Source organism: Aeromonas fluvialis (assembly GCF_000819885.1).
Lineage (GTDB): Bacteria > Pseudomonadota > Gammaproteobacteria > Enterobacterales > Aeromonadaceae > Aeromonas > Aeromonas fluvialis.
The window spans coordinates 68,072-93,320 of sequence record NZ_CDBO01000021.1 but is presented as its reverse complement, the minus strand read 5'-3'; the positions used below and the strand labels follow the sequence as shown (position 1 = coordinate 93,320).

Annotated in this window: 27 protein-coding genes; 19 read left to right on the top strand and 8 right to left on the bottom strand. The window is 60.3% G+C overall.

All coding sequences use genetic code 11. The features are described from left to right. Positions 1 to 95: 95 nt before the first annotated feature. Positions 96 to 944, bottom strand: coding sequence for a DUF72 domain-containing protein (locus BN1125_RS05360; RefSeq protein WP_042011098.1), 849 nt, complete (start codon positions 942 to 944; stop codon positions 96 to 98). A gap of 162 nt (positions 945 to 1,106) precedes the next feature. On the opposite strand from BN1125_RS05360, the gene BN1125_RS18425 reads away from it, so the two are divergent. From BN1125_RS18425 to BN1125_RS05345, 3 genes are all read left to right on the top strand, one after another. After that, complete coding sequence (locus BN1125_RS18425) at positions 1,107 to 1,358, top strand: FmdB family zinc ribbon protein (RefSeq protein ID WP_005337686.1); 252 nt, start codon at positions 1,107 to 1,109, stop codon at positions 1,356 to 1,358. A gap of 32 nt (positions 1,359 to 1,390) precedes the next feature. After that, the gene (gene aspS, locus BN1125_RS05350) at positions 1,391 to 3,157 is read left to right on the top strand and encodes an aspartate--tRNA ligase (protein WP_042011097.1); all 1,767 of its coding nucleotides are present in this window, start codon (positions 1,391 to 1,393) and stop codon (positions 3,155 to 3,157) included. Between the two features lie 102 nt (positions 3,158 to 3,259). After that, the gene (locus BN1125_RS05345) at positions 3,260 to 4,000 is read left to right on the top strand and encodes a YebC/PmpR family DNA-binding transcriptional regulator (protein ID WP_042011096.1); all 741 of its coding nucleotides are present in this window, start codon (positions 3,260 to 3,262) and stop codon (positions 3,998 to 4,000) included. A 500-nt stretch (positions 4,001 to 4,500) separates the two neighbouring features. Here the strand turns inward: BN1125_RS05345 and BN1125_RS05335 are convergent, their stop codons facing one another. After that, the gene (locus BN1125_RS05335) at positions 4,501 to 5,103 is read right to left on the bottom strand and encodes a peroxiredoxin C (RefSeq protein WP_005337701.1); all 603 of its coding nucleotides are present in this window, start codon (positions 5,101 to 5,103) and stop codon (positions 4,501 to 4,503) included. Positions 5,104 to 5,249: 146 nt separating this feature from the next. On the opposite strand from BN1125_RS05335, the gene BN1125_RS05330 reads away from it, so the two are divergent. From BN1125_RS05330 to BN1125_RS18955, 4 genes are all read left to right on the top strand, one after another. Beyond that, complete coding sequence (locus BN1125_RS05330) at positions 5,250 to 6,158, top strand: hydrogen peroxide-inducible genes activator (RefSeq protein ID WP_042011093.1); 909 nt, start codon at positions 5,250 to 5,252, stop codon at positions 6,156 to 6,158. A 198-nt stretch (positions 6,159 to 6,356) separates the two neighbouring features. Further along, positions 6,357 to 6,806, top strand: coding sequence for a C40 family peptidase (locus BN1125_RS05325; RefSeq protein ID WP_042011092.1), 450 nt, complete (start codon positions 6,357 to 6,359; stop codon positions 6,804 to 6,806). A gap of 331 nt (positions 6,807 to 7,137) precedes the next feature. Then, a complete protein-coding gene (locus BN1125_RS18960) occupies positions 7,138 to 7,314 on the top strand; it encodes a hypothetical protein (protein ID WP_005337704.1) in 177 nt (58 codons plus the stop codon). Positions 7,315 to 7,836: 522 nt separating this feature from the next. After that, the gene (locus tag BN1125_RS18955) at positions 7,837 to 8,013 is read left to right on the top strand and encodes a hypothetical protein (protein WP_005337712.1); all 177 of its coding nucleotides are present in this window, start codon (positions 7,837 to 7,839) and stop codon (positions 8,011 to 8,013) included. Positions 8,014 to 8,087: 74 nt separating this feature from the next. Here BN1125_RS18955 and icd read toward each other — a convergent pair whose 3' ends face one another. Both icd and BN1125_RS05315 read right to left on the bottom strand, forming a co-directional pair. Further along, positions 8,088 to 9,341, bottom strand: a complete 1,254-nt coding sequence (gene icd / locus BN1125_RS05320; RefSeq protein WP_042011091.1) for an NADP-dependent isocitrate dehydrogenase — start codon at positions 9,339 to 9,341, stop codon at positions 8,088 to 8,090. A 156-nt stretch (positions 9,342 to 9,497) separates the two neighbouring features. Further along, positions 9,498 to 10,373 (bottom strand): helix-turn-helix transcriptional regulator, encoded by an 876-nt coding sequence (locus tag BN1125_RS05315; protein ID WP_042011090.1) that lies wholly within the window; start codon positions 10,371 to 10,373, stop codon positions 9,498 to 9,500. A gap of 129 nt (positions 10,374 to 10,502) precedes the next feature. On the opposite strand from BN1125_RS05315, the gene manA reads away from it, so the two are divergent. Both manA and BN1125_RS05305 read left to right on the top strand, forming a co-directional pair. Then, positions 10,503 to 11,702 (top strand): mannose-6-phosphate isomerase, class I, encoded by a 1,200-nt coding sequence (manA, locus tag BN1125_RS05310; protein ID WP_042011089.1) that lies wholly within the window; start codon positions 10,503 to 10,505, stop codon positions 11,700 to 11,702. A gap of 368 nt (positions 11,703 to 12,070) precedes the next feature. After that, positions 12,071 to 13,174 carry a YdcF family protein gene (locus BN1125_RS05305; protein ID WP_042011088.1) on the top strand — a complete coding sequence of 368 codons (1,104 nt, stop codon included), beginning with the start codon at positions 12,071 to 12,073 and terminating at the stop codon, positions 13,172 to 13,174. An 84-nt stretch (positions 13,175 to 13,258) separates the two neighbouring features. Here the strand turns inward: BN1125_RS05305 and BN1125_RS05300 are convergent, their stop codons facing one another. Next, the gene (locus BN1125_RS05300; RefSeq protein WP_042011087.1) at positions 13,259 to 13,633 is read right to left on the bottom strand and encodes a DUF805 domain-containing protein; all 375 of its coding nucleotides are present in this window, start codon (positions 13,631 to 13,633) and stop codon (positions 13,259 to 13,261) included. A 32-nt stretch (positions 13,634 to 13,665) separates the two neighbouring features. Between BN1125_RS05300 and BN1125_RS19840 the strand changes: the two genes are divergently transcribed. Continuing rightward, on the top strand, positions 13,666 to 14,034 hold the full coding sequence (locus BN1125_RS19840; protein ID WP_156993105.1) for a hypothetical protein: 369 nt from the start codon (positions 13,666 to 13,668) through the stop codon (positions 14,032 to 14,034). Between the two features lie 86 nt (positions 14,035 to 14,120). Here BN1125_RS19840 and BN1125_RS05290 read toward each other — a convergent pair whose 3' ends face one another. The 3 genes from BN1125_RS05290 to BN1125_RS05280 all read right to left on the bottom strand — a co-directional run bounded on the left by BN1125_RS05290 (position 14,121) and on the right by BN1125_RS05280 (position 16,044). Continuing rightward, complete coding sequence (locus BN1125_RS05290; RefSeq protein ID WP_042011153.1) at positions 14,121 to 14,456, bottom strand: DUF3634 family protein; 336 nt, start codon at positions 14,454 to 14,456, stop codon at positions 14,121 to 14,123. Positions 14,457 to 14,560: 104 nt separating this feature from the next. Continuing rightward, positions 14,561 to 15,529, bottom strand: a complete 969-nt coding sequence (locus tag BN1125_RS05285) for a nucleoside hydrolase (protein WP_042011085.1) — start codon at positions 15,527 to 15,529, stop codon at positions 14,561 to 14,563. 221 nt (positions 15,530 to 15,750) lie between these two features. After that, positions 15,751 to 16,044, bottom strand: a complete 294-nt coding sequence (locus BN1125_RS05280; RefSeq protein ID WP_042011084.1) for a hypothetical protein — start codon at positions 16,042 to 16,044, stop codon at positions 15,751 to 15,753. Positions 16,045 to 16,258: 214 nt separating this feature from the next. Between BN1125_RS05280 and BN1125_RS05275 the strand changes: the two genes are divergently transcribed. The 9 genes from BN1125_RS05275 (at position 16,259) to BN1125_RS05235 (ending at position 25,041) form a co-directional block, all read left to right on the top strand. Continuing rightward, positions 16,259 to 17,704 (top strand): coniferyl aldehyde dehydrogenase, encoded by a 1,446-nt coding sequence (locus BN1125_RS05275; protein WP_042011083.1) that lies wholly within the window; start codon positions 16,259 to 16,261, stop codon positions 17,702 to 17,704. 11 nt (positions 17,705 to 17,715) lie between these two features. Next, the gene (locus BN1125_RS05270; RefSeq protein ID WP_042011152.1) at positions 17,716 to 18,336 is read left to right on the top strand and encodes a TetR/AcrR family transcriptional regulator; all 621 of its coding nucleotides are present in this window, start codon (positions 17,716 to 17,718) and stop codon (positions 18,334 to 18,336) included. Further along, complete coding sequence (locus BN1125_RS05265) at positions 18,317 to 18,835, top strand: hypothetical protein (protein ID WP_042011082.1); 519 nt, start codon at positions 18,317 to 18,319, stop codon at positions 18,833 to 18,835. Before BN1125_RS05270 ends, BN1125_RS05265 begins: the two co-directional genes overlap by 20 nt. An 18-nt stretch (positions 18,836 to 18,853) precedes the next feature. Next, positions 18,854 to 20,038, top strand: a complete 1,185-nt coding sequence (locus BN1125_RS05260) for an iron-containing alcohol dehydrogenase (protein WP_042011081.1) — start codon at positions 18,854 to 18,856, stop codon at positions 20,036 to 20,038. Positions 20,039 to 20,238: 200 nt separating this feature from the next. Continuing rightward, a complete protein-coding gene (locus BN1125_RS05255; protein ID WP_042011080.1) occupies positions 20,239 to 20,499 on the top strand; it encodes a GNAT family N-acetyltransferase in 261 nt (86 codons plus the stop codon). Beyond that, the gene (locus tag BN1125_RS05250; protein WP_042011079.1) at positions 20,486 to 21,076 is read left to right on the top strand and encodes a nucleotidyltransferase family protein; all 591 of its coding nucleotides are present in this window, start codon (positions 20,486 to 20,488) and stop codon (positions 21,074 to 21,076) included. Before BN1125_RS05255 ends, BN1125_RS05250 begins: the two co-directional genes overlap by 14 nt. A 71-nt stretch (positions 21,077 to 21,147) precedes the next feature. Further along, the gene (locus tag BN1125_RS05245; protein ID WP_042011078.1) at positions 21,148 to 22,971 is read left to right on the top strand and encodes a SulP family inorganic anion transporter; all 1,824 of its coding nucleotides are present in this window, start codon (positions 21,148 to 21,150) and stop codon (positions 22,969 to 22,971) included. A 121-nt stretch (positions 22,972 to 23,092) separates the two neighbouring features. Then, positions 23,093 to 24,454, top strand: a complete 1,362-nt coding sequence (locus tag BN1125_RS05240; RefSeq protein WP_042011151.1) for an MATE family efflux transporter — start codon at positions 23,093 to 23,095, stop codon at positions 24,452 to 24,454. Next, positions 24,451 to 25,041, top strand: coding sequence for a hypothetical protein (locus BN1125_RS05235; protein ID WP_042011076.1), 591 nt, complete (start codon positions 24,451 to 24,453; stop codon positions 25,039 to 25,041). The genes BN1125_RS05240 and BN1125_RS05235 overlap by 4 nt, the downstream gene beginning before the upstream one ends. Positions 25,042 to 25,249 lie beyond the last annotated feature (208 nt).

The following is a 25,249-nucleotide window of genomic DNA, read 5'->3' as shown; positions in this document are numbered from 1 at the left end:
AGAGGATTGAGGGCCGTTTGTCTTGACGCCAGGGCTTGCCACGCCACAAAAAAGCACTTTTTTTGCAGTGAAACGATGGCCGCAGAATAGGTTGGCTAAAAGCGCAGCACTCCCTGCCGTGCGCGATCGTTTTCCCCCGGCCAAGGGGCCATCTCCAGCTCCAGCAAGCGGGTGATCTGGCGGGCCAGTTCCGGTGCCTGGGCATTGTCGGCAGTATGTATATAGAGGTAGAGATCCTTCCCCTCGGAAAGCCACTGACGCCAATGGGGTATCCAACTCGGCAGAAAGGGGTTGTTGGCAGCCGGATCCGGCAGACCGATAAAGCGCACCATGGGGGCGCTGGCGGTGGCCAGCAGATGCACCGGCAGCTGCGGCTTCTTGCCCCGGGCATCGATCAGTGCCGCCGTTGTCGCCGTTACCGAGAAGAGCGGCCGGCTGTCGAGCATCACCCGGTTGACCCCTTGCTCCATCAGCAGCCGGTTCAAAGCCCGCTCGGCATCCCCCTTGGCGAAGAAATCGGGGTGACGTACCTCAAGGGCATAGCTGAACTGCGCGGGCAGCCGCTCGATAAAGGCCGCAAGCCGGGGCAGCCCCTGTGGGCCAAACCGGGCGGGCAGTTGCAGGGTGAGCAGGCCCAGCTTGTCGTGCAGCGGCGCGAGCAGGCGGATAAAGTCGGCTACCGATTTGCCTGCACTCACCAGATCGCTCTGGTGGCTGATGGTTTGCGGAAACTTGAAGTTGAACCGAAAGTGGCTGGGCACCGCAGCAGCCCAGCGCTGTACCGTTTCCGGCATCGGCAGGGCGTAGAAGGTGGTGTTGCCCTCCACCGAATTGAACACGGTCGCATAGTGGGCGAGGTGCTCGGCTGGCTTGGCACCCAGACCTAGTAACTGGCCGGGCCAAGCGGGGTGGGACCACTGTGGCAGGCCCAAATAGAGACTCATGGGGGTTATTCTCTTTACTCCTAGCGCATTCATGCCGATTTTTTGCCCGCTTTTTGTCACCGAGTGCAAAAAACTGGCGAAAGGAGGCTGCTGGCCATTTTACCCAAAAGGGGGTTTTCCTCTATAATGCCAGCCCTTTTGTTTTTCAATTTCTTGTGACCCATGCCTATCTACGAATATCGTTGCGACGTCTGTGGCCATGAATTGGCAAAACTGCAAAAGCTTTCCGATGCCCCTCTGACCGACTGCCCGGCCTGTAGCAAGCCGAATCTGGTCAAGCTGATATCGGCGGCAGGCTTCCGGCTCAAGGGAACCGGATGGTACGAGACTGATTTCAAACCGGGTAAGAAAAAGAATCTGGCCAGCTGTGAGACAGACGGTGCTTGCCAGTCGTGCCCGGCGGCCCAAGGTTAACCGTCTCTCTACAATTTCGAAGGAAGAAGTCCATGCGCTCTATCTATTGCGGACAGGTCAATGAGGCCCATGCCGGGCAGACCATTACATTGTGCGGTTGGGTCCATCGTCGTCGTGATCTCGGCGGTCTGATCTTTATCGACATGCGCGATCGCGAAGGGATCGTGCAGGTGTTCTTCGATCCGGACAAACCGGACGCGTTCGCCCTGGCCTCCGAGCTGCGCGGCGAGTTCTGCATCCAGGTGACCGGTGTGGTGCGCACCCGTCCCGAGTCTCAGCGTAACAGCGACATGGCCACCGGTGCCATCGAAGTGTTCGCTCACGAGCTCAACATCATCAACCGTGCCGAGCCGCTCCCGCTGGACTTCAACCAGGTCAACAGCGAAGAAATCAGCCTCAAGTATCGCTACCTTGATCTGCGTCGCCCCGAGATGGCCAAATACCTGAAGACCCGTGCCAAGGCCAGCGCCTTCGTTCGTCGCTTCATGGACGAGCACGGCTTCCTCGATATCGAGACCCCGATGCTGACCAAGGCCACTCCGGAAGGTGCCCGTGACTATCTGGTACCGAGCCGTGTGCACAAGGGAAAGTTCTACGCCCTGCCGCAATCTCCCCAGCTGTTCAAGCAGTTGCTGATGATGTCCGGCTTCGACCGTTACTACCAGATCGTCAAGTGCTTCCGTGACGAAGACCTGCGTGCCGACCGCCAGCCGGAATTCACCCAGATCGACGTGGAGACCTCCTTCATGACCGCGCCGCAAGTGCGTGAAATCATGGAAGAGATGATCCGCAAACTGTGGATGCACATCCTGAATGTGGATCTGGGCGACTTCCCGATCATGAGCTTCGACGAGGCCATGCGTCGCTTCGGCTCCGACAAGCCTGACCTGCGTCTGCCGATGGAGCTGGTCGATGTGGCAGATCTGCTGACCGCCGTCGAGTTTGCGGTGTTCGCCGGTCCCGCCAACGATCCGAAAGGGCGCGTGGCAGCCCTGAAAGTACCTGGCGGCGCCGAGCTGTCCCGCAAGCAGATCGACGAGTACACCAAGTTCGTCGGCATCTACGGTGCCAAGGGTCTGGCCTGGATGAAGGTCAACGCCGCTGCCAACGGACTCGAAGGTGTGCAGTCCCCGGTGGCCAAGTTCCTCTCCGACGAGATCGTGCGCGAGATCCTGGCTCGTACCGGCGCCGCTGACGGCGACATCATCTTCTTCGGTGCAGACAGCAAGAAAGTGGTCTGCGATGCCATGGGCGCCCTGCGTCTGAAAGTGGGTCGCGATCTGGGTCTGCTGGAGAACAGCTGGAAGCCGTTGTGGGTCATCGACTTCCCGATGTTCGAAGAAGACAGTGAAGGCGGTTTGGCTGCCATGCACCACCCGTTCACTGCCCCGAGCAACATGAGCCCGGCCGAGCTGAAGGCAAACCCGCTGGGGGCCTATGCCAACGCCTACGACATGGTGATCAACGGCTACGAAGTGGGCGGCGGTTCTGTCCGTATCCACAACAGCGAGATGCAGTCCAGCGTGTTCGACATCCTGGGGATCTCCCCGGCCGAGCAGCGCCTGAAGTTCGGCTTCCTGCTCGATGCCCTGAAGTACGGTACGCCGCCGCACGCCGGCCTGGCCTTTGGTCTGGACCGTCTCAGCATGCTGCTGACCGGCACTGAAAACATTCGGGACGTGATTGCCTTCCCGAAAACGACCGCGGCCGCCTGTCTGATGACAGACGCCCCCAGCCTTGCCAATGCCGCCCAACTGGGTGAGCTGGCGATTGCAACCACCGTCAAGGGCGACGAGTAAGCCGACACCGGCACCAGAGGCCGCCGCCGTGCGGCCTCTGCGTCTCCCTTGGGTTAGTCATGATCAGTGTTACTGACATTTAAAAAATAACGGAGAGTCTCTATGGCAGGTCACAGTAAATGGGCCAACATCAAACACCGCAAGGCCGCTCAGGACGCCAAGCGTGGCAAGATCTTCACCAAGCTGATCCGCGAAATCACTACGTCCGCGCGTCTCGGTGATCCGGATCCGGCCAACAACCCGCGCCTGCGTGCCGCGGTGACTGCCGCCCTGACCAACAACATGACCCGTGACACCATCAACCGCGCTATCCAGCGTGGTGCCGGTGGTGGCGATGGCGAACAGCTCGAAACCATCGTCTACGAAGGTTACGGCCCGGCTGGCTCTGCCGTGATGGTGGAATGCCTGACTGACAACCGTAACCGTACCGTTGCCGAAGTGCGTCACGCCTTCAGCAAGTGCGGTGGCAACCTGGGTACTGATGGCTCCGTTGCCTATCTGTTCAGCAAGAAGGGTCTGCTGACTTTCGTGGGCGTAGACGAAGATGCCCTGATGGATGCCGCACTGGAAGCGGGTGCCGATGACGTGGTCACCGAAGAGGATGGCTCCATCGAGGTGTATACCACCCCGAACGATTTCGGTACCGTGCTGGATGGTCTGGAAGCGGCTGGCTTCAAAGCCCAGAGCGCCGAGGTGACCATGATTCCCTCCACCGAAGCCGAGCTGGATGCCGAAACCGCGCCCAAGCTGATGCGCCTCATCGACATGCTGGAAGATCTTGACGACGTGCAAGAGGTGTATCACAACGGCTCCATTTCCGATGAAGTCGCGGCGACCCTCTGATCGCTGAGTCATGCTCTCCCGATGGCAGCCAGATGGCCTGTCTCTTATACAAACATCCCCAAGCATCGCTTGGGGATGTTTTTGAACTTCTCTCCCATTCGGTGATCAGCACTTTTCATCATCCGCCACCCACGTTCTAATATCCCCTTTACTCCACCGGCACTTTGGGCGCTGGCAAACGGCCAAAACGCTCGCCACCCGGCTTGACCCCTAGCCAACATCATCTCGCTTTGAGACAGGCAAACGGATATCAATGAATACCTGTGCCAGCGCTTCGTGGTGTGCTCGATGCAAAGCAGCAGCATCAGCGATGCACCATAACAAGCTCCATGACTATGCCAGGCAGTGCAAATCCGCGGGCACCAGGGTGATCAAAATGCCCCAGCGGGGTGGCAGAAAAGCGAGAGAGGACGAGCTAGAAGGGTCACTCTGAATAGAAAATCGCAGGTATAAAAAAACCGGCGTCAAGACGCCGGTTCTTCAAACAGAGTGCAACCCGATTACAGGGAATCAGCATTCTCGGAGAGGTACTTGGCAACGCCGTCCGGAGAGGCTTGCATGCCTTTCTTGCCCTTTTCCCATTGAGCCGGGCACACTTCGCCGTGCTCTTCGTGGAACTGCAGGGCATCGACCATGCGCAGCATCTCGTCAATGTTGCGGCCCAGTGGCAGATCGTTCACCACCTGGTGACGAACGACACCGTTTTTGTCGATCAGGAAGGAGCCACGGAACGCCACACCCGCTTCGGGATGCTCAACGTCATAAGCTTTGCAGATCTCGTGTTTAACGTCGGCGATCAGCGGGTACTTGACCTGACCGATACCACCATCTTCCACTTTGGTGTTGCGCCATGCGTTGTGGGAAAACTGGGAATCGATGGAGACACCGATTACTTCCACGCCACGCTTCTGGAACTCTTCATAGCGGTGATCGAAGGCAATCAGCTCGGATGGGCAGACGAAAGTGAAATCGAGCGGATAGAAGAAGACAACGGCAGCTTTGCCTTTGATGTGGGATGACAGGTTGAATGAATCAACGATCTCGCCATTACCCAAAACGGCTGCGGCAGTAAAATCGGGTGCGGGACGGCCTACCAATACCATATTCAATTCCTCTTTATGTGAAGTGAACAATCCGGTCAGGATTGGGCTACCTAGAGCCAAGTCCATCTAATTCAAGCGACAAACTATAGACCCGGTGGTAGATTAGTTAAATCAAATTAAATAGATAGCATTAATCGGGTTTTTCTATGCAACGTTGGCCCAGCCTCAAACAGCTGCAATATCTGGTCGCTCTCGAAGAGCACAAGAACTTCAACCGCGCCGCCAAGGCTTGTCATGTCAGCCAGTCGACCCTGAGTACCGGGATCCAGACCCTGGAGGACATGATGAACCTGCAACTGGTGGAACGGGATCACAAGAGCTTCATTATGACCCCGGTCGGCATGGAAATCGTCGAGCGCGCTCGCAATTTGCTCTCCGATGCGCGGGATCTGATGGAGCTCGGTCAACATCAGGGCGGTGTAATGCAGGGGACGGTACGTCTGGGCTGCATTCCCACCATTGCCCCCTTCCTGCTCAGCAAGCTGCTGAAAGAGTGCAGCAAAACCTATCCTGACCTCGAATTGTTGCTGCGTGAAGACACCACCAGCAATCTGCTCAAGCAGCTGGAACAGGGTCAACTCGACTTGTTGATCCTCGCCCTGCCCATCGAGATCGGCGGATTTCACTGCAAGACCGTCGGCCAGGATCCGTTCCACATGGTGATGCCCGCCAGCATGGCGGCCGGTCTGCATACCCCGTTCGACTACAAGGAGCTGCCCAACCAGAGCATCTTCCTGCTGGAGCGGGAGCACTGCCTCACCGAACACGCGGTCAGCGCCTGCCGCCTGCGGGACAAGAGCAAGATCAACCCGTTCGCCGCCACCAGCCTGCACACCCTGGTACAGATGGTGGAAGCGGGTCTTGGCACCACCTTCCTGCCCCAGATGGCCATCGATGCCGGAATTCTTGCCAATTCGGATCTGGTCGCCATTCCCCTGCCGGGGGAAAAACCCTATCGTGAGATCGGCATGGTTTGGCGTCCCAGTACCACCCGGGTGCAGACCTTTTACAAGCTGGCCGAATTGCTGAGCCCACTGATCAATCCCGCCCGGTAAACCCGCACGCCAGCCTCAGGCTGGCGTTTTTCAAGCGCTTGCCGCATTTTTCTCTTTCGGGACTAGGTATGAAGCCAGATCCCTGTTTATGATGGAAAAGTTGTCGCGCCAACGCCTGCAGCCTGAACAGTTTGGCAGGATGTGGCGCTCGATGAATGTCTCGCTTGGTAGTAGACACCGTCCGTGGAGAGAGCCCCGATGTATCGCAAGCTGCTGCTATCCCTGCTGACCCTGCTGCTGGCCGCCTGCTCCAGCACGCCGGAGCCACCGCCGCCCCGCCAGCAGAGCAGTGCGTTTGACGGTTTCTACCAGCAGTGGCGTGGCGTCCCCTACCGGATGGGCGGCACCAACCGCGCAGGGCTCGACTGCTCCGCCTTCACCCAGCTCGCCTACAACCAGGTGCTGGGCTTCAACCTGCCCAGAACCACCGAATCCCAGGCCAGCATCGGCAAACCGGTGGATCGCTACCGGCTGCAACACGGGGATCTGGTCTTCTTCAAGACTGGCTGGCGGCAGTACCATGTGGGGGTCTATACCGGTGCCGGGGAGTTTATCCACGCCTCCACCAGCAAGGGGGTTATTCGCTCCAGCCTCGACAACGTCTACTGGAACAGCCGCTACTGGCAAGCCCGTAGAGTGACCCAGTAACGACGCATACGGCGACGGGTTGCACAAGTTGCGCTACGACAGCCTCCGTCAACTGCTGTCGCAGTGTAGAAGGCCACCGCTGCTACTTATAACCCAATTGACACCAAAAGCTGCATTTCGCACCATTTTGTGATAAGGTGGTGGCCAATTTTCAACACTTTCGCACTTTTTTCATGCGCTATCTGTCCTGATTGACAATAGACACGGCGATAGCGACCACTGCGCCTTCCCGGTTTTTCAGTGCGTGGCGAAAGTGGGTTGTGGTGCAGCACTCCGGAGGGGTGGCCCACAGCAGCAGTATCCAGAGTTGAATAGATAAGGAGATCGTGCAATGAAACAGTATCAAAGCTGGCTGGGGCAATACCTGATGAGTCGCCGCGACGGTGACCACGCCATGGCATGCGAGATGGCCAGTTCCATCTGCGAATTCTGGCAGCAACAGGGTGATGAAAACGAGCTGGACAAGTGGCAGCAGATTTACCAAAACCATCTGGAAAAAACCACCTGATCCTGACCATAGCCTTGCTGCCAGCCATCTGGTGTTAGCAGCAAGGCTGTCCCCCCATCACCCACTTGCCCCCTCCGACTATCCGCTCATCCCTCCCCGACGTAATCCCGACGCTTGCAACGCCGCCCCTTTCGCCGCCCATCTCATCAGTTATCGCGTCATCTCTCCTCCCTGAAGATCATCAGATTGATGGCAATCAGCTACCAGATTACATGGCAGTTTGGCGCATTTGACGGCAAGGTGGCTCACCATCGCTGCCGATTTTCTCTATTGGCAACAAGAGGATGGGGCGGATCCCTGACCATGCGCGGCGACAATTTCCCCAAGTTGGTCAGTTTGTGCTAAAATGGCGCTCATTTTTTGACATCTCGCGTCACGTTCGCCGCCAGATTGCCCATCGGGCTCTCTGCCCGGGTCGTGACTTTGCACCATTATGCCTGATGATGTTCCCCCCAGGATGAGCCGACAGGCTCCGGTCAAGGTGGGCACCCTCAAGGGCACATGAGATAAGGAGATCGGGTAATGAAACAATATCAAAGCTGGCTGGGAGATTATCTGATGAGCCGCCGTGACGGAGATCACGCGATGGCTTCGGAACTTGCCAACACCATCTGCGCCTTCTGGAAGGCCCAGGGTGATGAAGCAGAAACCAGCAAATGGCAGCAACGCTATCAGCAACACGTAGAGCAGGCGCAATAGACCGGTTCGCTCCTCACCCATAAAAAACCGGCGCACATGGCGCCGGTTTTGCGTTTCTCACCCTCAACCAATCATTACATCTGGTCGATCATGTCTTGGGCAAACTGGGAACAGGAGCGCAGGGTGGCCCCTTCCATCAGACGCTCGAAGTCATAGGTGACGGTCTTGTTGCGGATCGCCGCTTCCATCCCCTTGATGATGAGGTCGGCCGCTTCGACCCAGCCCATGTGGCGCAGCATCATCTCGGCGGAGAGGATGAGGGAGCCCGGGTTGACCTTGTCCTGACCGGCGTATTTCGGTGCAGTACCGTGGGTCGCCTCGAACAGAGCCACGCCGTCACCGATGTTGGCACCCGGTGCGATGCCGATACCGCCTACCTGAGCGGCCAGCGCGTCGGAGATGTAGTCGCCGTTGAGGTTCATACAGGCGATGACGTCATACTCGGCCGGACGCAGCAGGATCTGCTGCAGGAAGGCGTCGGCGATGACATCCTTGATGACGATGGTCTTGCCGGTTTTCGGGTTCTTGAAGGTGCACCAGGGGCCGCCGTCAATCAGCTGGGCACCGTACTCGTTCTGGGCCAGAGCATAACCCCAATCCTTGAAGGCACCTTCGGTGAACTTCATGATGTTGCCCTTGTGCACCAGGGTCACGGAGTCGCGATCGTTGTCGATGGCATACTCGATGGCGGCACGTACCAGACGCTCGGTACCGGCCTTGGACATCGGCTTGATGCCGATCCCGCAGGACTCGGGGAAGCGAATCTTCTTCACGCCCATCTCGTTTTGCAGGAAGGCGATCACCTTGTTCGCTTCGACGCTGTCAGCCTTCCACTCGATACCGGCGTAGATGTCTTCGGCGTTTTCGCGGAAGATCACCATGTCAGTCAGATCAGGGCGTTTGACCGGGCTCGGGGTCCCTTCGTAGTAACGAACCGGGCGCAGGCAGATGTAGAGATCCAGCTCCTGACGCAGAGCCACGTTGAGGGAGCGAATACCGCCACCGACCGGCGTGGTCAGCGGGCCCTTGATGGCCACGCAATATTCGCGAATGAAATCCAGGGTTTCGGCCGGTAGCCAGGCACCTTCGCCATAAACATGAGTCGATTTCTCGCCGGTATAGATCTCCATCCAGGCGATCGCACGCTCGCCCTTGTAGGCTTTCTCGACCGCAGCATTCACCACATTCAACATGGCCGGGGTTACATCAACACCGATGCCATCCCCTTCGATAAACGGAATGATCGGATGGTTGGGAACCTGCAGCTTGCCGTTGGCATCGACTGTGATTTTCTGACCCTGGGTCGGGATTACTACTTTGCTTTCCATCGGCATCTCCTAACTTCCGTTTGTTATCAACTTGTTTGTTGCGCGCGGCCATCTTAGCCCATTCATTTTCATAATAAAACGACAAGCAAGCATGTCAGACCAAAGAGGTAGCCACCCGCCAGTGCACGGTCACCACGCCTTCCCGGCCCCGCCCTCTTATCCCTCCTGCTCGCTGGACGCTACCTGCGGCTGACTCAGGGAACGATACTGGGAAGGGGTCAAGCCGGTCTTCTGTTTGAACACCCGGCAGAAGTAGTTCACGTCGGTAAACCCGCAGCGATTGGCGACCTCTTCGAGACGGAAGCGATACTTTGTCAGCATGAACTTGGCCCGCTCCAGCCGCACCCAGCTGATGTAATCGGCCAGGCGCATATGGCCCTGTTCACGAAACAGATGGGAGAGATGGCTGGCCGAGACGTTGAAGCGCTGGGCGATGGCGTCGCGGGTGATGGGGCGGTGAAAGTTCTCCTGGATATAGATGCAGATCCCGTGAAAGAGCTCGGCCCCCCGTGGCCGATCCGCGGCGGACTCCAGCAACAGCTGACGGGCACTCTCCAGCAGAGCCTGCAGCAGGTGATCATCGGTGGGGGAGCGACCGGGATCCTCAGTCAGCACGTTGAGCGCCGCCAGAATGTGTTCGATCACATGGCCTGCCCGCGCCATGATGCTGTGCTTTTGCACATCGAAGAAATCGGGGTCTTCACGGCGCTTGCTCACCAGACTGAACCCCAGCTGGCGTTTGCCAAACAGCAGGCTCAGTACCGAACAATCGGTGGTCCAGAGCGGCTTGTTCCAGCCGTTGGGGGGGATATAGAGCGCCTGTCCCGGCAATACGCTGACCTCCTTGCAGCCGCCCTCCCGGTCCCAAATGTGATTGAGATACTCACCGCTAAAGACCAGTTCGAGGCGGGGGAAGTTGACCTGATAACTGAAACTGGGTGGCACCCCCTGTTCACTGGCAAACCAAATTTGGTCAAATGGAACCTGTTCGCCGAGTGCGCCGTCGAGTAGTTGGTTGAAGATGATACTCATGGTGATCCTGATCAAGAGAGAGGCGAGCGGTTGCGGCGCGCGCGACCGCCCATGTTATAGTCCGGTCCACAACAGTAATGCCACCCTTTTCTGCACCCGATTTTCTTCAAACTAGACGAGGCGTCCCTTATGAGCAGTAGCGATCTGCCCTCCTTTCTGTTGATGCAAAACCCGATTCAAGGCTATGACTGGGGCAGTCATGACTCCCTCACCACCCTGTTTGACATTCCCAACCCGCAAGGCAAACCCCAGGCCGAGGTCTGGATGGGCGCCCATCCCAACGGCTGCTCCGAGGTGACGCTGGCGGGCAGTGTGCAAACGCTCTCTACGGTGATCGACAGGGCTCCGGCCACCGCACTGGGTGAGGCCACCTTCGCCCGTTTTGGCAGCCTGCCGTTCCTGTTCAAGGTGCTGTGTGCCGAGAAGGCCCTCTCCATTCAGGTGCACCCGAGCAAGGCTCAGGCCGAAGCGGGCTTTGCCAAAGAGGAGGCCGCAGGCATCGATATCAAGGCGAACAATCGCAACTACAAGGACCCGAACCACAAGCCGGAGCTGGTGTTTGCCCTCACCCCCTATCAGGCGATGAACGGCTTTCGCGCCATCCCGGCCATCCTGGCGCTGTTCGATCGCATGGCGCTGCCAGCGCTGGCCGATCTGACCGTGGCGCTGCGCCAGTCACAGGATGAAGCGGGCCTGCAGCACTTCTTCCAGCAGCTGCTGGAACTGGAAGGGACGCGCAAGGATGAGGCGCTGGCGGGGCTACTGGCCTATGCCACCAATCATCAGGATGAAGAGACCTTTGCGCTCATCACCAGTCTGGCGACCCAGTATCCGGGAGACGTCGGCCTCTTCTCACCGCTGCTGCTGAACGTGGTGACCCTCCAGCCCGGTCAGGCGATGTTCCTCGATGCCTGCACCCCGCACGCCTATGTGCGCGGCACGGGTCTTGAGATCATGGCCAACTCCGACAACGTGCTGCGCGCCGGTCTCACCCCCAAATATATCGACGTGGCCGAGCTCTTGAACTGCACCCGCTGCCTGGCCAAACCGGACGACCAGATCCTGCTGGCCCCCCGCTGTGACGGTGCGATACAGCACTTCGAGGTGCCGGTACCGGACTTCACCTTCAGCGTCTATCCGGCTGGCGAGCATCCGCTCACCACTGCCAGCGCCGAGATCCTGTTTGCCATCGATGGCACAGTGCTCCTCAAACAAGGGGAACAGTCACTGCGGCTGGAAAAGGGGCAATCTGCCTTTATTCCTGCGGCGACCGGCAGTTATCAACTGCTGGCCGAAGGACGGGTCGCTCGCGCGGGCAACCGCTGCTAACGGGCACATCCTGGGGCGCCCTCCATCCGAACATGCACAAGGGCCATCAATGATGGCCCTTGTTTTTTACCGGCTCTGAAGAGTCCAGCGGTCAGGATGTGGCAATCCAGAGTGCCTACTACAAGAGCGTGATGGACGCAGCTCCCCCTGCCCTTTTCAAATAGCGGCTGACCCGTTGCGGCTACTTTTGCGGCCACTGGCGTGACATGACCCGACGACCCGCCCCGACTCACAGTTTGCCGCGCCGTTAGCTGGTATATTGCCCCCTCTTTGGCACTAATAGACTGAATTGACACGCTTTTGCCTTATCCCATCGGCCCACAAGCCGGTTCGCCACGGCGCGATTCAGCCCGACAGAGGACCTTTTGATGAAACAGACCCTTCTTGCAATCACCCTCGGCGGCCTGCTGGCGCTCTCACCCCTCGCCCTGCAGGCGGCCGAGAGTTCGATGCAGATGGAGCACGACCTCAATACCCTGGTCAGCAAACGCCAGGCGGTGGACATGCTGCTCGGCGAAGCGCTGCAGATCTACAAGTCGCCAGCCAAGATCTCCCACGCCGGTTTTACCGCCAAGATGCCGAGCAATATGGAGCTGGTGACCGAGCGGCTACTGGCCGCCTACCAGCTTGAACCCTACCGCACCGACCTGCTCATCTCGGCGGCCAACGCCCAGATCTACAACGGCAACCTGAGCCGCGCCATCACCTTGCTGGAGCAGGCGCAGGCCGTCGCCCCCGATGATCTCGACATCAACAGCTATCTCGCCATCTGGCAGCTGGTGAAGGGCAACAAGGAGGCCTCCCGCAGCTATCTGGCGAAAGTGGCGGATCGCAACAGCGGCCGCGCCGCCGATCTGGAGGAGATCATCGCCCGGGTGCAGCGGATCACCGCCGCCCCGCTGCAAACCGAACTGACCGGGGATCAGGTCAAGGCTACCCAGGAGGGCAAGCGCGCCATCGTCACTCTGGGCTACGCCCTCAATCCCGACGGCAGCATGGACAAGATCCTGCTGGGCCGCCTGCAAACCACCCTTGAGCTGGCCAAGGCCGACCCGGAGGCGCTGATCATCCTGACCGGCGGCGTGCCCCAGAACCGCCAGACCGAGGGCAAGCTGATGGCCGACTGGCTGGCCAACAACGGCATCGACCGCAGTCGCCTGATTGAAGAGAACTACGCCACCAGCACGGTGGATAACGCCCTCTACAGCGCCTATGCCCTCGCCCGCCACCAGATTGACTATGCGGTGCTGGTGAGCTCCGCCAGCCATGTGCGCCGCGGCCAGACGGTGCTGGAAATCGCCTGCGACCAGATTGGCCCGGCCAACATCAAGGTGGCGAGCGTCAGCTACCCCGACAAGCCCCTCGAAGAGCTGGCCACCCCGAGCGAGAGCGAGCTGCTCGGCATCTACCGCGACGCCCTGCGCACCTACGGCATGTGGAGCTACCGCTCCGCCCCGCTGATCGAGCGTTGATCGGCCATCAAAACAAAAAAGAGAGAGGGAGGCATGATGCCTCCCTCTCTTTTGATTGGCCGATTATTGGCCAAGCCTCGCTCGTTAGCTGACGATAAAGCCCTGGGCGCTCGCCGCTTTGGGATCGTCACCGAAACGGTTGGGCCCCTGCTGGCCGTTGCAGACCATAAAGTAGATGAGCACCAGGGTGCCGATAATGGGGATGAGCCCGAGCAGCAACCACCAGCCACTGCGGTCGGTGTCGTGCAGGCGACGGGCCGCCACTGCCAGCGAGGGCAACAACACGGCCAGCGAGTAGATGCCGCTGATGAACTCCTTGTCGCCGCTAATCAGCTTGTCCACCATGCCGAGCAGCAGCATGACGACGACGTTGCACAGCACAAACATCCAGTATTCGGTGCGGCGAGCCCGTCCGCTGAATACCGCATATTGCTTGAGGACCGAGATATACCAGTTCATTGCGCCTCCAGACTGTTTTCAAAAACAAGTAGTTGCAGATCCAAACCGAGCTTAGCGTGATCAGTGCCAGCAGTACACCGTTCACTCCGTCACCGGCACGGAGTTTCTGCTTCAGGGCCGGGCTCGCCCCTTCCGACAACAGGATGCGCAGGCTGGCCCCGATAGCCACCCTGATGAACGGGCTGGTGGAGCAGACCCCCATGGCAGTCCCCTTGTCATCCGGTGGCGACGCCTTGCTGATGAGGGATGACTGCAACGCCTCTATCACATTGAAACCGATAAAGAAGCGCTGCAGAGCGGCCTGCCTGCTCAACACCCTGCGCGCCTTCCGGGGCAATGATGGCACCGCCGTTAAAGCAGCTGCGGTCAAGGCCCAGCGCGAGCTGCACGGCAAGGAGTAAGGGCTGTCTGCTCTCTTGGCCAAGTGCCATAAAAACGGGCCTCCACTGGAGGCCCCTTTTGCGATTGGCGAACCGATGACAGGGGTTCAGCCCTTGTGGGATTTGGGACCCGGCAGCGGTGCCGTTGGCTGGCGGTAATCACCATAGGGGAAGATGTTGCGAAAACGCTGGGCCACCGGCTCGGGGATGGAGCGGGAGAAGATCAGCTTCACGCCATCGCCATCGCGTTGTCCCACAATGCGACCGCGCACCGTGTCGTGGCGCAGGATCTGCTTGGCATGCTCAATAAAAGCAGGCGACACCTTGCCCTGCTTGACCACCACCTTGCCGGGAGCAAGGCGGATCTCGAACAGGGCGCCACGCCCCAGCTTCATCAACCACCCGATTAGCGCAATCGCTACGATCAAGGAAATCCAGGCCATCTTCATCCCTCCCAAGGTCTTGATATCAGGCAGTATAAGCGGCTGTGCGCTCCGACTGTTTGGCGCCGATCACACCGCCGCGTCAGCAAATAGCGCCTCTTGGCTCAGCAATCCTTGCCCCAGCCCACCAACGCCTCACGATAGAGTGCCAGCAAGGCTTCATCGCGCACCGCCACCCCGACTCGCTTCGGGCGGAACCCGGCCCAATCGTCGTGCGGATGAGCGCGACCGTCAAACTTTTGCAGGGTGTGACCGATGGCCGGACCGCTGGTGATCACCCGCACCGGCCCTTCCCGCAGGGTAAAGAGGGTCGGGTCGATGACATAGGCGATGGCGGACGGATCGTGGACGTGACAACCGGAGAGTCCCAGCTTCTCGGAGTAGAAGCGCAGATAGAAGCGGCTCACATCCCACAGGAAGCGGCCCGGCTCCCCCGCCTTATCCCTGAGCTCATCCAGATAGGCGCTGCTGAAAAAGCTCTGCTGGGTCACATCCAGCCCGATGATCACCACAGGCCAGTCGGCGGTAAAGACCCGGTCGGCGGCATCCGGGTCATCGTGGATATTGGCCTCGGCATAGGGGGTCACATTGCCGCGATGGCCGTTGACGCCAAAGGCGCCGCCCATCACCACCACCTGTTTCACCAACGAGACAATCTCGGGGGCCTGTTGTAGCGCCAGCGCCAGATTGGTGAGCGGGCCGATAGTAACGATGGTGATCTCCCCCGGCGCGGCTTTGACCGCCTCGACAATATATTGCCAGGCGGGGCGGGGATCCGGGGCGATGGTCACCTCCCCCGCCTCCGTGTCGCCAAAGCCGCTCGGACCGTGGACTATGGTGGTGGGGCCGACCGGCTCGCGCAGCAGCGGGGCGGCAGCGCCTTTGGCCACATCCGCCTTCATGCCGTACTTCTGCTTGAGCCAGAGGGCGTTGCGGGTGCCATTATCGATGGTGGCGTTACCAAAAACGGTGGTGATGGCGAGCAGCTCGATGGCGGGGTGGGCCTCGGCAAACAGGATGGCCATGGCATCGTCGATACCCGGATCGGTATCCAGAATGATTTTATGGGTCATGAGAAATTCCTGCGGTGACAAACCCTGCGACAAAAGAGAGAGTCTACCCGGCTGACTGCCTCGTATCCCGGCACGGGATCACAGACCGGGCCTTTGCTCCCGGCAACGACACGCTGCTGGCGACAATCTGCATAAAAAAGCGCGGCCCTGTTGCCAGCGCCGCGCCATTTATCGTTGTTCGTTATCTGCTATCGGGCGCAGATCTGCCTGACTACTCCCCCTCAGTGCTTGCGATGCCAGCGCGGTGAGGTCGCCTTCTCCCCCCAGGGGGTAACGCAAGGCAGCAAGGCCCCTTCAATCACAGCCTCGCAGCCCGCCAGCGCCTCAGCGATCTTCTGGTGTAACACCCGCAGCACCTTGCCCTCGTGCTCGGCCAGAGAGTGACCGGCGGCAAAAAACTCCGGCTGATATTGCAGCGCCAGCTTCTGGGCAAACTCATAGGTGTTGAAGCAATCGGGCATCCGTTCTACCACATCTTCAATGCGGGCCAACAAGCTGTTTAGTTCCCTGGTCATAACGCTCTCTCCGTGCAGGTTGATAGCCAAAAATTACCCCTTATTGGATAAGTCACCAACGAGTAAACCACAAAAGTGTGGAAGGAGACACAGTTCTCCCCTCTCTGCGCCCGCAGGTGATCACAGGGCATGATGCACGCTTTACAAAAACGCAACAAACAGCTAGGTTTGGACCGACTAATCAGTCGGTCATTTTTTACAGGGGAAGAACAACATGGGTGCGGCGCAGCTTCAACACACTCCCGAGGATATCCTCGCCATCAAATTGTCCCTGCCGGATCAGCTGGCCAGGCTTAAACAGGCCTGTCTGACTCACCCTATGCCGACCCTGGCCGAGCGCCGGGCGCAGTTGACCAAACTCAAACAGGCGCTGCTCGCCCACAAGGGGCAACTGTGCAAAGCGCTGGCCGCGGATTATGGCCAGCGCAGTCACTACGACAGCCTGATCGCCGATGTGCTGCCCTGCATCATGCAGATCAACTACACCCAGAAGCGGCTCAAGCGCTGGATGCAGCCCCACCGCCGTCACACCGGCCTGCTGCTGGCCCCCGCCAAAGTAGAGGTGCACTTCCAGCCGCTCGGAGTGGTCGGCATTATCGTGCCGTGGAACTTTCCGGTGATGCTGAGCCTCGGCCCCCTCATCACCGCCATCGCGGCGGGCAACCGGGCCATGCTGAAACTCTCCGAGTTCACCCCTCATACCAATGCCGTGCTGGGCACCATGCTCACCAGTGTGTTTGACGAGCACGAGATCGCCATCATCGAGGGAGATGCCCAAATGGCGGCGGCGTTCAGCTCACTGCCGTTCGATCACCTGCTTTTTACCGGCTCCACCATGGTGGGCAAGCTGGTGATGGCCGCCGCCGCCCCCCAGCTCACCCCCCTCACCCTTGAGCTGGGGGGCAAGAGCCCCTGCCTCATCGCCCCCGACATGCCGGTCGCCACCGCGGTCGAGCGGATGATCTTCGGCAAGAGCCTCAACGCCGGACAGATCTGCGTCGCCCCCGACTATGTGCTGCTGCCCCGTAGCGAGGTGGATAACTTTATCGCCGCCTATCGCTGCCACTTCAGCAAGCTCTACCCGCAGGGGCTCAATAGTGCCGACTACGGCGCCATCATCAATGACCGCCAGTATCAACGTCTCGTCAGCTGGCTGGATGAAGCCGAGCAGGCGGGAGCCCAGCTCCACCCCTGTGGCAGCCCTGCCCGCGACGATCAGCGTCGCCTGCTGGTGCCCCACCTGCTGACCGGGGTACCGGGTCACTGTCAGGTGATGCAGCAGGAGATCTTCGGGCCGCTGCTGCCGCTCATCCCCTACGACACCCTGGAGGAGGCGCTCGCCTATGTGGCTGAGCGGCCCCGCCCGCTGGCCCTCTATCTGATGAGCTTCGACCCCGAGTTGCAGGCACGGGTGACCAAGGAGACCCACTCCGGCGGCATGGCGATCAACGAGAGTCTGTTCCAGGTGGCGGCTGACGATGTGCCGTTTGGCGGCATCGGCGCCTCCGGCATGGGCCACTACCACGGCCACGAGGGGTTCCTCACCTTCTCCAAGGCGAAAACCGTGCTGACCCGCGGCAAGTTCACCACCGGCTCCCTGATCCATCCCCCCTACCACAGCTGGATCCAGAAGCTGATGATGACCTTCTTCCTGCGCTGATGGAGATGACCATGAACCAGGCTATCCCGCAGCCACAAACCATGACCGACAAGCGCCGCCAGATCCTGGATGCCGCCCTCGCGCTCTGCGCCGAGGATGGCCTGCAGGGGGCCGCCACCGCTAGAATCGCCAAGGCGGCCGGGGTGGCCAACGGCACTCTGTTCCACCACTTTCCGAGCAAGGAGGCGCTGATCCTCGCACTCTATCAGGATGTAAAGACCCGGATGGGGGGCGCCATCCATGAAGCAGACCCCGCCCTGCCGCTGTACGACCAGACCCGCCACTACTGGCAGCTGGCGATGGAGTGGATGCAGGCTAACCCCAATGAGCTCAAATTTGTGCTGGGCTTCTTTCACTCCCCGCTGCTGGCCCGCCCGGCCCGCAGCCAGATCCTCAACGATGCCCTGCGCTTTTTGCCTGCCCTGCTGGCAAAGGGGCAGGCCAGCGGCGAGCTGATGCAGGCTCCCGCCCCCCTGTTGCTGGAGGTGTGTCAGGGCCAGTTCCTCGCCTGCGCATCACTGTTTGTCGATCAACCGGAGCTGGGACAGGACGACTACTGGCAAGCCAGTGCCTTCGCCCTCTTCTGGTCAGCCATCTCAGGAGCCAATCCTCATGTCAATACGGATGCTTGAATCTGCGGCCGCCCTTGGCCGCCGCCTCTGGATCATCACCCTGCTGTGGGTGGTGGGTCGTACCCTCTGCCGCGCCGCCCGTACCGACGAAGCGGTGCGCCGGGAGCTGGCCCCGCTGCCGGACGGGCTGGCGATCCGCCTTGAGGTCGGCGGCATCGGTTACGCCATGAACATGCACAAACACGGGGGGCGCTGGTATCCCGGTGCGCCAGCCGCCCCTCATGCCACCATCCATCCGCTGCGTGTGCGCTTCAAACACCCCAATATCGCGTTTCGCGCCCTGAGCTTTCGGCTCGGGGTCAATCAGGCATTTGGCGAAAACCGGCTGCTGGTGGAGGGCGATCTCACCGTCGCCATGCATCTGGTGCGGGGGCTTGAGCAGTTGCAGTCCCTGATCTTGCCCGCCTTTATCGCGCGGCCCCTGCTGCGCCACTATCCTGCCCCGACCCACAAGATCGGTCGGGCCTGCAACATCTATCTGGGTCTGGTGACCGGCTAACGTGCAAGGAGCCTTGAAATGAGCCGCTACTACGATTTCTTCTGCCCGGTCAAACTGCTGGCCGGTGAACAGGCGCTGGAGCAACTGGCCAGCGAGCTGGCCAGCCTCGGGGCACGCCGCCCGCTGCTGCTGACCGACAAGGGGGTCAATGCCACCGGCCTTGCCACCCTGCTGGCCAATGTGCTGGCCGACGGGGAGCTGCCGGTCGCCGCCATCTGGGACGAGATCCCGGCCGACTCTTCCACTGCCGTGGTGGAGCGGATCGCCAAACGCTATCGTGAGCTCGACTGCGACAGTCTGGTGGCGCTGGGGGGGGGCTCGGTCATCGACACCGCCAAGGCAGTTAACATTCTCACTTCCATGGGAGGGGAGCATCTGCTCGACTACTCGGGCGCCGGCTGTCTGACCCGTCCCCTCAAGCCGCTAGCGGTGGTGCCCACCACGGCGGGCACAGGATCAGAAGTGACCTTGGTTGCAGTGATCAAGGATGAGGCGAGCGGACGCAAGGTGCCCTTCACCTCCCCCTTCCTGCTGCCCCAGCTGGCGGTGTTAGACCCGCGCCTGACCCAGGGGCTGCCCCTCAATATCACCGCCGCCACCGCCATGGACGCCATGACCCACGCCATCGAGGCCTTTATCGGCACCGCCAAGAACCCGGTGAGCGATGCGCTGGCCCTGATGGCAGTGGAGAAGATCGCCAGCGCCCTGCCGCAAATCATCCACGACCCGCAAAACAAACAGCTGCGGCTGCAACTGGCGGAAGGCTCCACGCTGGCTGGCATGGCTTTTTCCAACTCCATGGTGGGGCTGGTGCACGCCCTCGGCCACAGCCTCGGAGCCCGCTGCCATCTGCCCCATGGGCTGTGCATGAACCTCTTTTTACCCACCGTGCTCGACTACAACCGTCCCGAGGTGGATAGCGAGCTGGCCCGACTGTTGTTGCCGCTGGTGGGGGCGGAGCAATTTGCCGCCACCCCGGCCCATCAGCGGGCCGAGGCGACCATCACCGCCATCCGCACCCTGCGCGATACCCTGTGGCAAGCGGTCAAGCTGCCGCGCACCCTGAGCGAAGCAGGGGTAAGCGATCGTTCACTGCTCGGGGAGATACGCGATCTGGCGATCAACGACGGCGCCCTGCTGTTCAATCGCAAGGACGCCGACCGTGAGCAGTTACTGACCCTGCTGGAGCGAGCCTGGGTCTGATCCCCCTTGCCAGCACGCTTGTGCTGACGCTAACGGGATGCCCGACTCACCATCGGGCACCTTGATCTCCCTCGCGATATCGATACGCTCTCTGGCAAAGGGGGGATGATATTGACCACGGGCTCCCACTATCTGTTCTATACCTTGGCTAACCGTTATCTTGTGCCAACAACACCATCTTGATACCAGAGGTGCCCACCATGAGCGACATCATCCATCAGGCCAACCAGCAGCAGTTTATCTGCATGGTGGAGGGGAAAGAGTCCAGATTGCGCTACCGGCGGCTCGATGCCAAGACCATCGACGCCTACAGCACCTTCGTCCCCCCCGAACTGCGGGTGCAGGGGATTGCCGATCAGCTGGCCCGCGCCCTCTTCAACTGGACTCAGGCACAGGGGCTCACTATCGTGCCGAGCTGCCGTTACATTGATGTCTGGTTACGCCGCAATGCCAACAACTGAACCGTTGAACACAACCCTCGAACAGCAATGCCAAGCCAACACCGAAGCCCTGCTGCGGGCCGATCCGCAGCGAATGGCCTGCCTGCAAGCCGCAGCTGAACTCAATCTGCCCGACTGGGCGCTGGGGGCCGGTTTTATCCGCAACCTCATCTGGGATCACCTTCATCACAAGGCGGTGCCCACCCCGCTCAACGATATCGACCTTATCTATCTCGATAAAAACGATCCGCAAGGATTGGCCGAGGCGGAGCATGAAGCCTGGCTGGCCGGGCGGCTGCCGGGTCAGCAGTGGGAAGTGCGCAATCAGGCCCGCATGCATAAGCGGCAACTCGTGGCCCCCTTTACCAGCACTCTGGAGGCGCTCAGCCACTGGGTCGAAATTCCCACCTGTATCGGTGTGCGCCTCCACCAAGATGGCGAGTTCGAGTGGCTCGCCCCCTACGGCTTTGCCATCAACTGGTCGCTACAAGTAAGTGCCAACCCCAGATGTCACCAGGACAAACAGATTTTTACCCAGCGCATCAAGGAGAAACGCTGGCAGGCTATCTGGCCTGACCTTCAGGTAAACTGGCCATAACCTGATTGCAATGTTTCGATAACCTTGGGCACACTAGGGGAGAAGCTGGTTATAACTCAATGGGTTAAATTATGCGCGACTTCTTCTCTCTCGAACGCTGGCTACCGGGCCTCGCCGCCCTGCTGCAATACCAGCGCGCCTGGCTGATGCCAGACCTTCGCGCCGGACTCTCGGTGGCCGCAGTGGCGCTGCCCGTGGCCATCGCTTATGCCGAACTCACCGGAGTTGGCGCCATCGTCGGCCTCTACTCCTGCATCCTGCCCATGATGGTCTATGCCCTGTTTGGCACCTCCCGCCAGCTGATTGTTGGTCCGGATGCGGCCACCTGTGCGGTGATCGCCGCCGTGGTGACCCCGCTGGCCGCCGGTGACCCGACCCGCCACTGGCAGCTGGTGATGACCATGACCGCCATGACCGGCTTCTGGTGCCTGATTGCCAGCCGCTTCAAGCTGGGGGTGCTGGCAGACTTTCTCTCCCGCCCAATCCTGATGGGGCTGCTCAATGGGGTGGCCATCACCATCATGGTGGGCCAGCTCTCCAAGATCTTCGGCTTCACCTTTAGCGAACGTTACCTCATCGAGCGGATCGTCAACGGCACCACCTATATCAACCAGACCCATCTGCCGACCCTGGCCATGAGCCTGGTGGCCCTGCTCACCCTGCTGCTGGCCAAGCGCTACAAACCGGCCTGGCCCTCCTCCATGGTGGCCATGGTGATGACCGCCGCGCTGGTCTGGGGCTTCAATCTGGGCCAGTTTGATATCGCCACCCTGGGCACAGTGGGTGCCGGCCTGCCCGCGTTCCAGATGCCACAATTCCCGCCTGGACTGATGCGGGAGCTGGTGCTGCCCGCCCTTAACCTCGCCATGGTGAGCTTCGTCTCCATGATGCTGACCGCCCGCAGCTTTGCCGCCAAAAATGGTTACGAGATCGACGCGGACAAAGAGTTTCGCGCCCTCGGTATGGCGAACCTCGCCTCCGCGGTCTCTCAGGGCTTTGCCATCAGCGGGGCGGATTCTCGCACCGCGGTCAACGACGCCAACGGCGGCAAGAGCCAGCTGGTCTCCATCATCGCCGCCGCCGTGATTGCCCTGATCACCTTCTACCTGACAGCGCCGCTGCAGTACATCCCCACCGCGGCCCTCGGGGTGGTGCTGGTGATGGCCTCCCTGTCGCTCACCGACTTTCGCGGCCTCTGGGCCCTGCGCAATTCGGATCGCTCCGCCTTCTGGCTGGCGCTGATCACCTTTATCAGCGTGCTCACCATGGGGGTGATCCCGGGGATCACCCTCGCGGTCTTGCTCGGCTTGTTCCAGTTCCTGCGCAATGTGATGCGCCCCACCGACCAGCTGCTCGGCATGGATGACGACGGGGTGGTGCGCACCCTGGGGGACAACGAACAGGCCAAGGCGATCCCGGGCATTCTGGTCTATCGCTTCAATTCGCCGCTGACCTACTTCAACGCCCCCTACTTCAAGCGGCGGGTCATGGCCCTGCTGTTGCAGGATCCCCGAGCCCCCAAGTGCCTGGTGATCGATGCCGTTGCCTGTTTCACCCATCAGGACATCAGCGTGATGAGCATGGTGGGGGAGCTGCACAAAGAGCTGAAACGGCGTGGCATCCATATGGTGATGGCGGGCCGCCACGGCCAGATGACCCACTGGCTCAAGCAGGCCGGGGTGCGAGTGGGTGACGAGGGGATCATTCTCTGCCCCGACATGTATCAGGCCCTGCGTATGACCCGCTGCTACCGCGAGCCGGTATTCAAGGATGATGCGGTGGTGGAGAGCACCACGGATGCCATCCGTTCTCACTGGCCACAGGATGATGCCCTGCCCGACTCGGCACGCCTCACCCTGCCCAGTGAACAGGAGGCGGGCGCCACGCCTGCCTGATCCCTTGGCCCGATCCCATGGCCGGTGCAATCCTGCACAAGGATTGCACCGGCCTTGGCCTTGGTGTTAAATGCGCCCCCAGAAGGCACTCCCCCGTGCCTTCCCAGCTGTTGGACATGCCATGCAATCTCAATCCCACGCAGGCCCGGGCTCGCTCTTCGCGCTGACCTGGCCGCTCTTTATCGACCTCGCCTTGCACTTTCTGACCGGCGCCCTCAACACCTTCATGGTGGGTCACGTCTCCTATCAGGGGGTGGCGGCACTGGCAGTCGGCAATCAGGTGTTCGATCTCGCCATCACCCTGTTCAGCTTTGTCAGCATCGGTACCAGCGTGGTGATCACCCAGTATCTGGGGGCGGGCGATCGGGAGAAGAGCCGGGTGGTGATCCACACCGCGATCGGCTTCAACCTGCTGATCGGTCTGGTGGCCGCCATCGGCGTGATGGCGGGGGCCAGCACCATGCTGGCGCTGATGAACCTGCCAGCCCATCTGATGGGCGATGCCACCCTCTATCTGCAGATCATCGGTCTCTGCCTGTTGCCTGAGGCCGCGGCCCTCTGTCTGGCGGCGACCTTGCGCGCCCACGGCCACACCCGTCAGGCGATGTATGTGACCCTGATCGTCAACCTCATCACCTTCGTCGGCAACCTGCTGCTGCTCTACGGCTGGTTCGGCCTGCCTGAGATGGGGGTTGCGGGCGTGGCCATCAGTACCGTGGCGGGACGTCTGGTCGGGGTGGTGTTGCTGGTATGGCTGGTGACCCGCAAGACCGGCATTCGGCTGGTGGTGCGCGATATTGTCCACCCCAGCCGGGAGATGCTGGGCAAGGTGCTCCATATCGGCCTGCCTGCGGCGGGGGAGAACCTCTCCTGGATGCTGCAGTTCATGGTGGTGACCGCCTTTGTTGGCCTGCTGGGGGACAAGGCGCTGGCCACCCAGTCCTACTTCTTCCAGATTTGCCTGTTTATTTTGCTGTTTGGTCTCTCCATCGGCCTTGGCAACGAGATCATCATCGGCCATCTGGCGGGCGCAAGACAGTTCGATCGCGCCTATCAGCAACTGCTCAAGAGCCTCAAGCTCGGGCTAGCGGTCACCTGCGTCATCGCCGTGGCGGCGGCCCTCAATGGCCGCACCATCATCAGCCTCTTTACCGATGACGCCGACATCATCACCCAGGTGGCGCAACTGTTTCTTATCAGCCTCATCCTCGAACCCGGCCGCACCTTCAATCTGGTGGTGATCAATGCCTTGCGGGCCACCGGGGATGCCCGCTTCCCCCTCTATATGGCGTTGCTCTCCATGTGGGGAATTGCCGTGCCACTCTCCTATTTCCTCGGTATCATGCAGGGTTATGGACTGGTCGGTATCTGGCTGGCGCTGGCCTGCGACGAGTGGGTGCGCGGTCTGGCCATGTTCTGGCGCTGGCGCAGTCGTCGCTGGCAAAACAAAATTCTTGTTGAAACAAAAGCGGAATCACAATGAAGAAGATAGGACTCTTGCTGGCTGCCATCCTGCTCAGCCCCCTGGCCATGGCGCAAACTGCCCCTGCCGCTCCCAAGACGCAAGCCACCCAGACCTGGTATGTGGCTCCCATCGCCATCGATGCAACCAATGAGGCCCAGAAGGCGCTGACCAAGGACTTCATGGCTCAGATGATCAAGACCATCAAGATCAACGAGTACCAGACCGGCAAGGCGGTGGGCAAAAACCCGTCACCCAAGTGGCTGATCCGCACCAAGCTGATGCCCGCCAGCAACGAGCCGCTGGTCGGCAAGAAGCATGCTCAGGGCCTGACCTACGGCAAGGGTACGCCGACTCAGGAGATCGTCGGCGAGCTGCTGATGGATGGCACCCTGGTGGCCCACATCGGCCAGGGCTGGCGCGAGCCTATCGTCCCGGACACGCCGGTGGCCGACAAGCTGACCATCACCAACTATCGCTACGCCATCGGGGATCAGGCCAAGTCGGCGGATCTGGAGGAGCTGGCCGCCCAGATTAGCTTTGAGGCGGGCAAGGTGATCCACCGCGACGGCAAGCCACTGCCCGAGAAGAAAAAGAAAAAAGAGTAAACGCTATACCGGTTACAGCAAGGGGCTCTGTGCCCCTTTTTGCTGCCCGTTTGCCAGCTTGCGGCCATCATCCAGCCGTCACAACTGTGATCAGAATTCCAGCCCCCCATCCAGCTGACTCATGAATGTCTTATCTTCTTGTGATTCAAAGAGTTAAAAGCTATATCCCTGATGCAGCAAACCTTTGTTCCCAAATTGGATCCGGATC

Excerpts from the sequence above, each read along its gene's own strand:
- BN1125_RS05285 (WP_042011085.1), bottom strand. The coding sequence starts at position 15,529 with ATGACCCATAAAATCATTCTGGATACCGATCCGGGTATCGACGATGCC.
- BN1125_RS05265 (WP_042011082.1), top strand. The coding sequence starts at position 18,317 with ATGTCAATACGGATGCTTGAATCTGCGGCCGCCCTTGGCCGCCGCCTC.
- BN1125_RS05250 (WP_042011079.1), top strand. The coding sequence starts at position 20,486 with ATGCCAACAACTGAACCGTTGAACACAACCCTCGAACAGCAATGCCAA.
- BN1125_RS05300 (WP_042011087.1), bottom strand. The coding sequence starts at position 13,633 with ATGAACTGGTATATCTCGGTCCTCAAGCAATATGCGGTATTCAGCGGA.
- icd (WP_042011091.1), bottom strand. The coding sequence starts at position 9,341 with ATGGAAAGCAAAGTAGTAATCCCGACCCAGGGTCAGAAAATCACAGTC.
- BN1125_RS05270 (WP_042011152.1), top strand. The coding sequence starts at position 17,716 with ATGAACCAGGCTATCCCGCAGCCACAAACCATGACCGACAAGCGCCGC.
- BN1125_RS05335 (WP_005337701.1), bottom strand. The coding sequence starts at position 5,103 with ATGGTATTGGTAGGCCGTCCCGCACCCGATTTTACTGCCGCAGCCGTT.
- BN1125_RS05280 (WP_042011084.1), bottom strand. The coding sequence starts at position 16,044 with ATGACCAGGGAACTAAACAGCTTGTTGGCCCGCATTGAAGATGTGGTA.
- BN1125_RS18425 (WP_005337686.1), top strand. The coding sequence starts at position 1,107 with ATGCCTATCTACGAATATCGTTGCGACGTCTGTGGCCATGAATTGGCA.
- BN1125_RS05345 (WP_042011096.1), top strand. The coding sequence starts at position 3,260 with ATGGCAGGTCACAGTAAATGGGCCAACATCAAACACCGCAAGGCCGCT.
- BN1125_RS05360 (WP_042011098.1), bottom strand. The coding sequence starts at position 944 with ATGAGTCTCTATTTGGGCCTGCCACAGTGGTCCCACCCCGCTTGGCCC.
- manA (WP_042011089.1), top strand. The coding sequence starts at position 10,503 with ATGAGCAGTAGCGATCTGCCCTCCTTTCTGTTGATGCAAAACCCGATT.
- BN1125_RS05315 (WP_042011090.1), bottom strand. The coding sequence starts at position 10,373 with ATGAGTATCATCTTCAACCAACTACTCGACGGCGCACTCGGCGAACAG.
- BN1125_RS05290 (WP_042011153.1), bottom strand. The coding sequence starts at position 14,456 with ATGGCCTGGATTTCCTTGATCGTAGCGATTGCGCTAATCGGGTGGTTG.
- BN1125_RS05275 (WP_042011083.1), top strand. The coding sequence starts at position 16,259 with ATGGGTGCGGCGCAGCTTCAACACACTCCCGAGGATATCCTCGCCATC.
- BN1125_RS05240 (WP_042011151.1), top strand. The coding sequence starts at position 23,093 with ATGCAATCTCAATCCCACGCAGGCCCGGGCTCGCTCTTCGCGCTGACC.
- BN1125_RS05235 (WP_042011076.1), top strand. The coding sequence starts at position 24,451 with ATGAAGAAGATAGGACTCTTGCTGGCTGCCATCCTGCTCAGCCCCCTG.
- BN1125_RS18960 (WP_005337704.1), top strand. The coding sequence starts at position 7,138 with ATGAAACAGTATCAAAGCTGGCTGGGGCAATACCTGATGAGTCGCCGC.
- aspS (WP_042011097.1), top strand. The coding sequence starts at position 1,391 with ATGCGCTCTATCTATTGCGGACAGGTCAATGAGGCCCATGCCGGGCAG.
- BN1125_RS05245 (WP_042011078.1), top strand. The coding sequence starts at position 21,148 with ATGCGCGACTTCTTCTCTCTCGAACGCTGGCTACCGGGCCTCGCCGCC.
- BN1125_RS18955 (WP_005337712.1), top strand. The coding sequence starts at position 7,837 with ATGAAACAATATCAAAGCTGGCTGGGAGATTATCTGATGAGCCGCCGT.
- BN1125_RS05305 (WP_042011088.1), top strand. The coding sequence starts at position 12,071 with ATGAAACAGACCCTTCTTGCAATCACCCTCGGCGGCCTGCTGGCGCTC.
- BN1125_RS05255 (WP_042011080.1), top strand. The coding sequence starts at position 20,239 with ATGAGCGACATCATCCATCAGGCCAACCAGCAGCAGTTTATCTGCATG.
- BN1125_RS05260 (WP_042011081.1), top strand. The coding sequence starts at position 18,854 with ATGAGCCGCTACTACGATTTCTTCTGCCCGGTCAAACTGCTGGCCGGT.
- BN1125_RS05330 (WP_042011093.1), top strand. The coding sequence starts at position 5,250 with ATGCAACGTTGGCCCAGCCTCAAACAGCTGCAATATCTGGTCGCTCTC.
- BN1125_RS05325 (WP_042011092.1), top strand. The coding sequence starts at position 6,357 with ATGTATCGCAAGCTGCTGCTATCCCTGCTGACCCTGCTGCTGGCCGCC.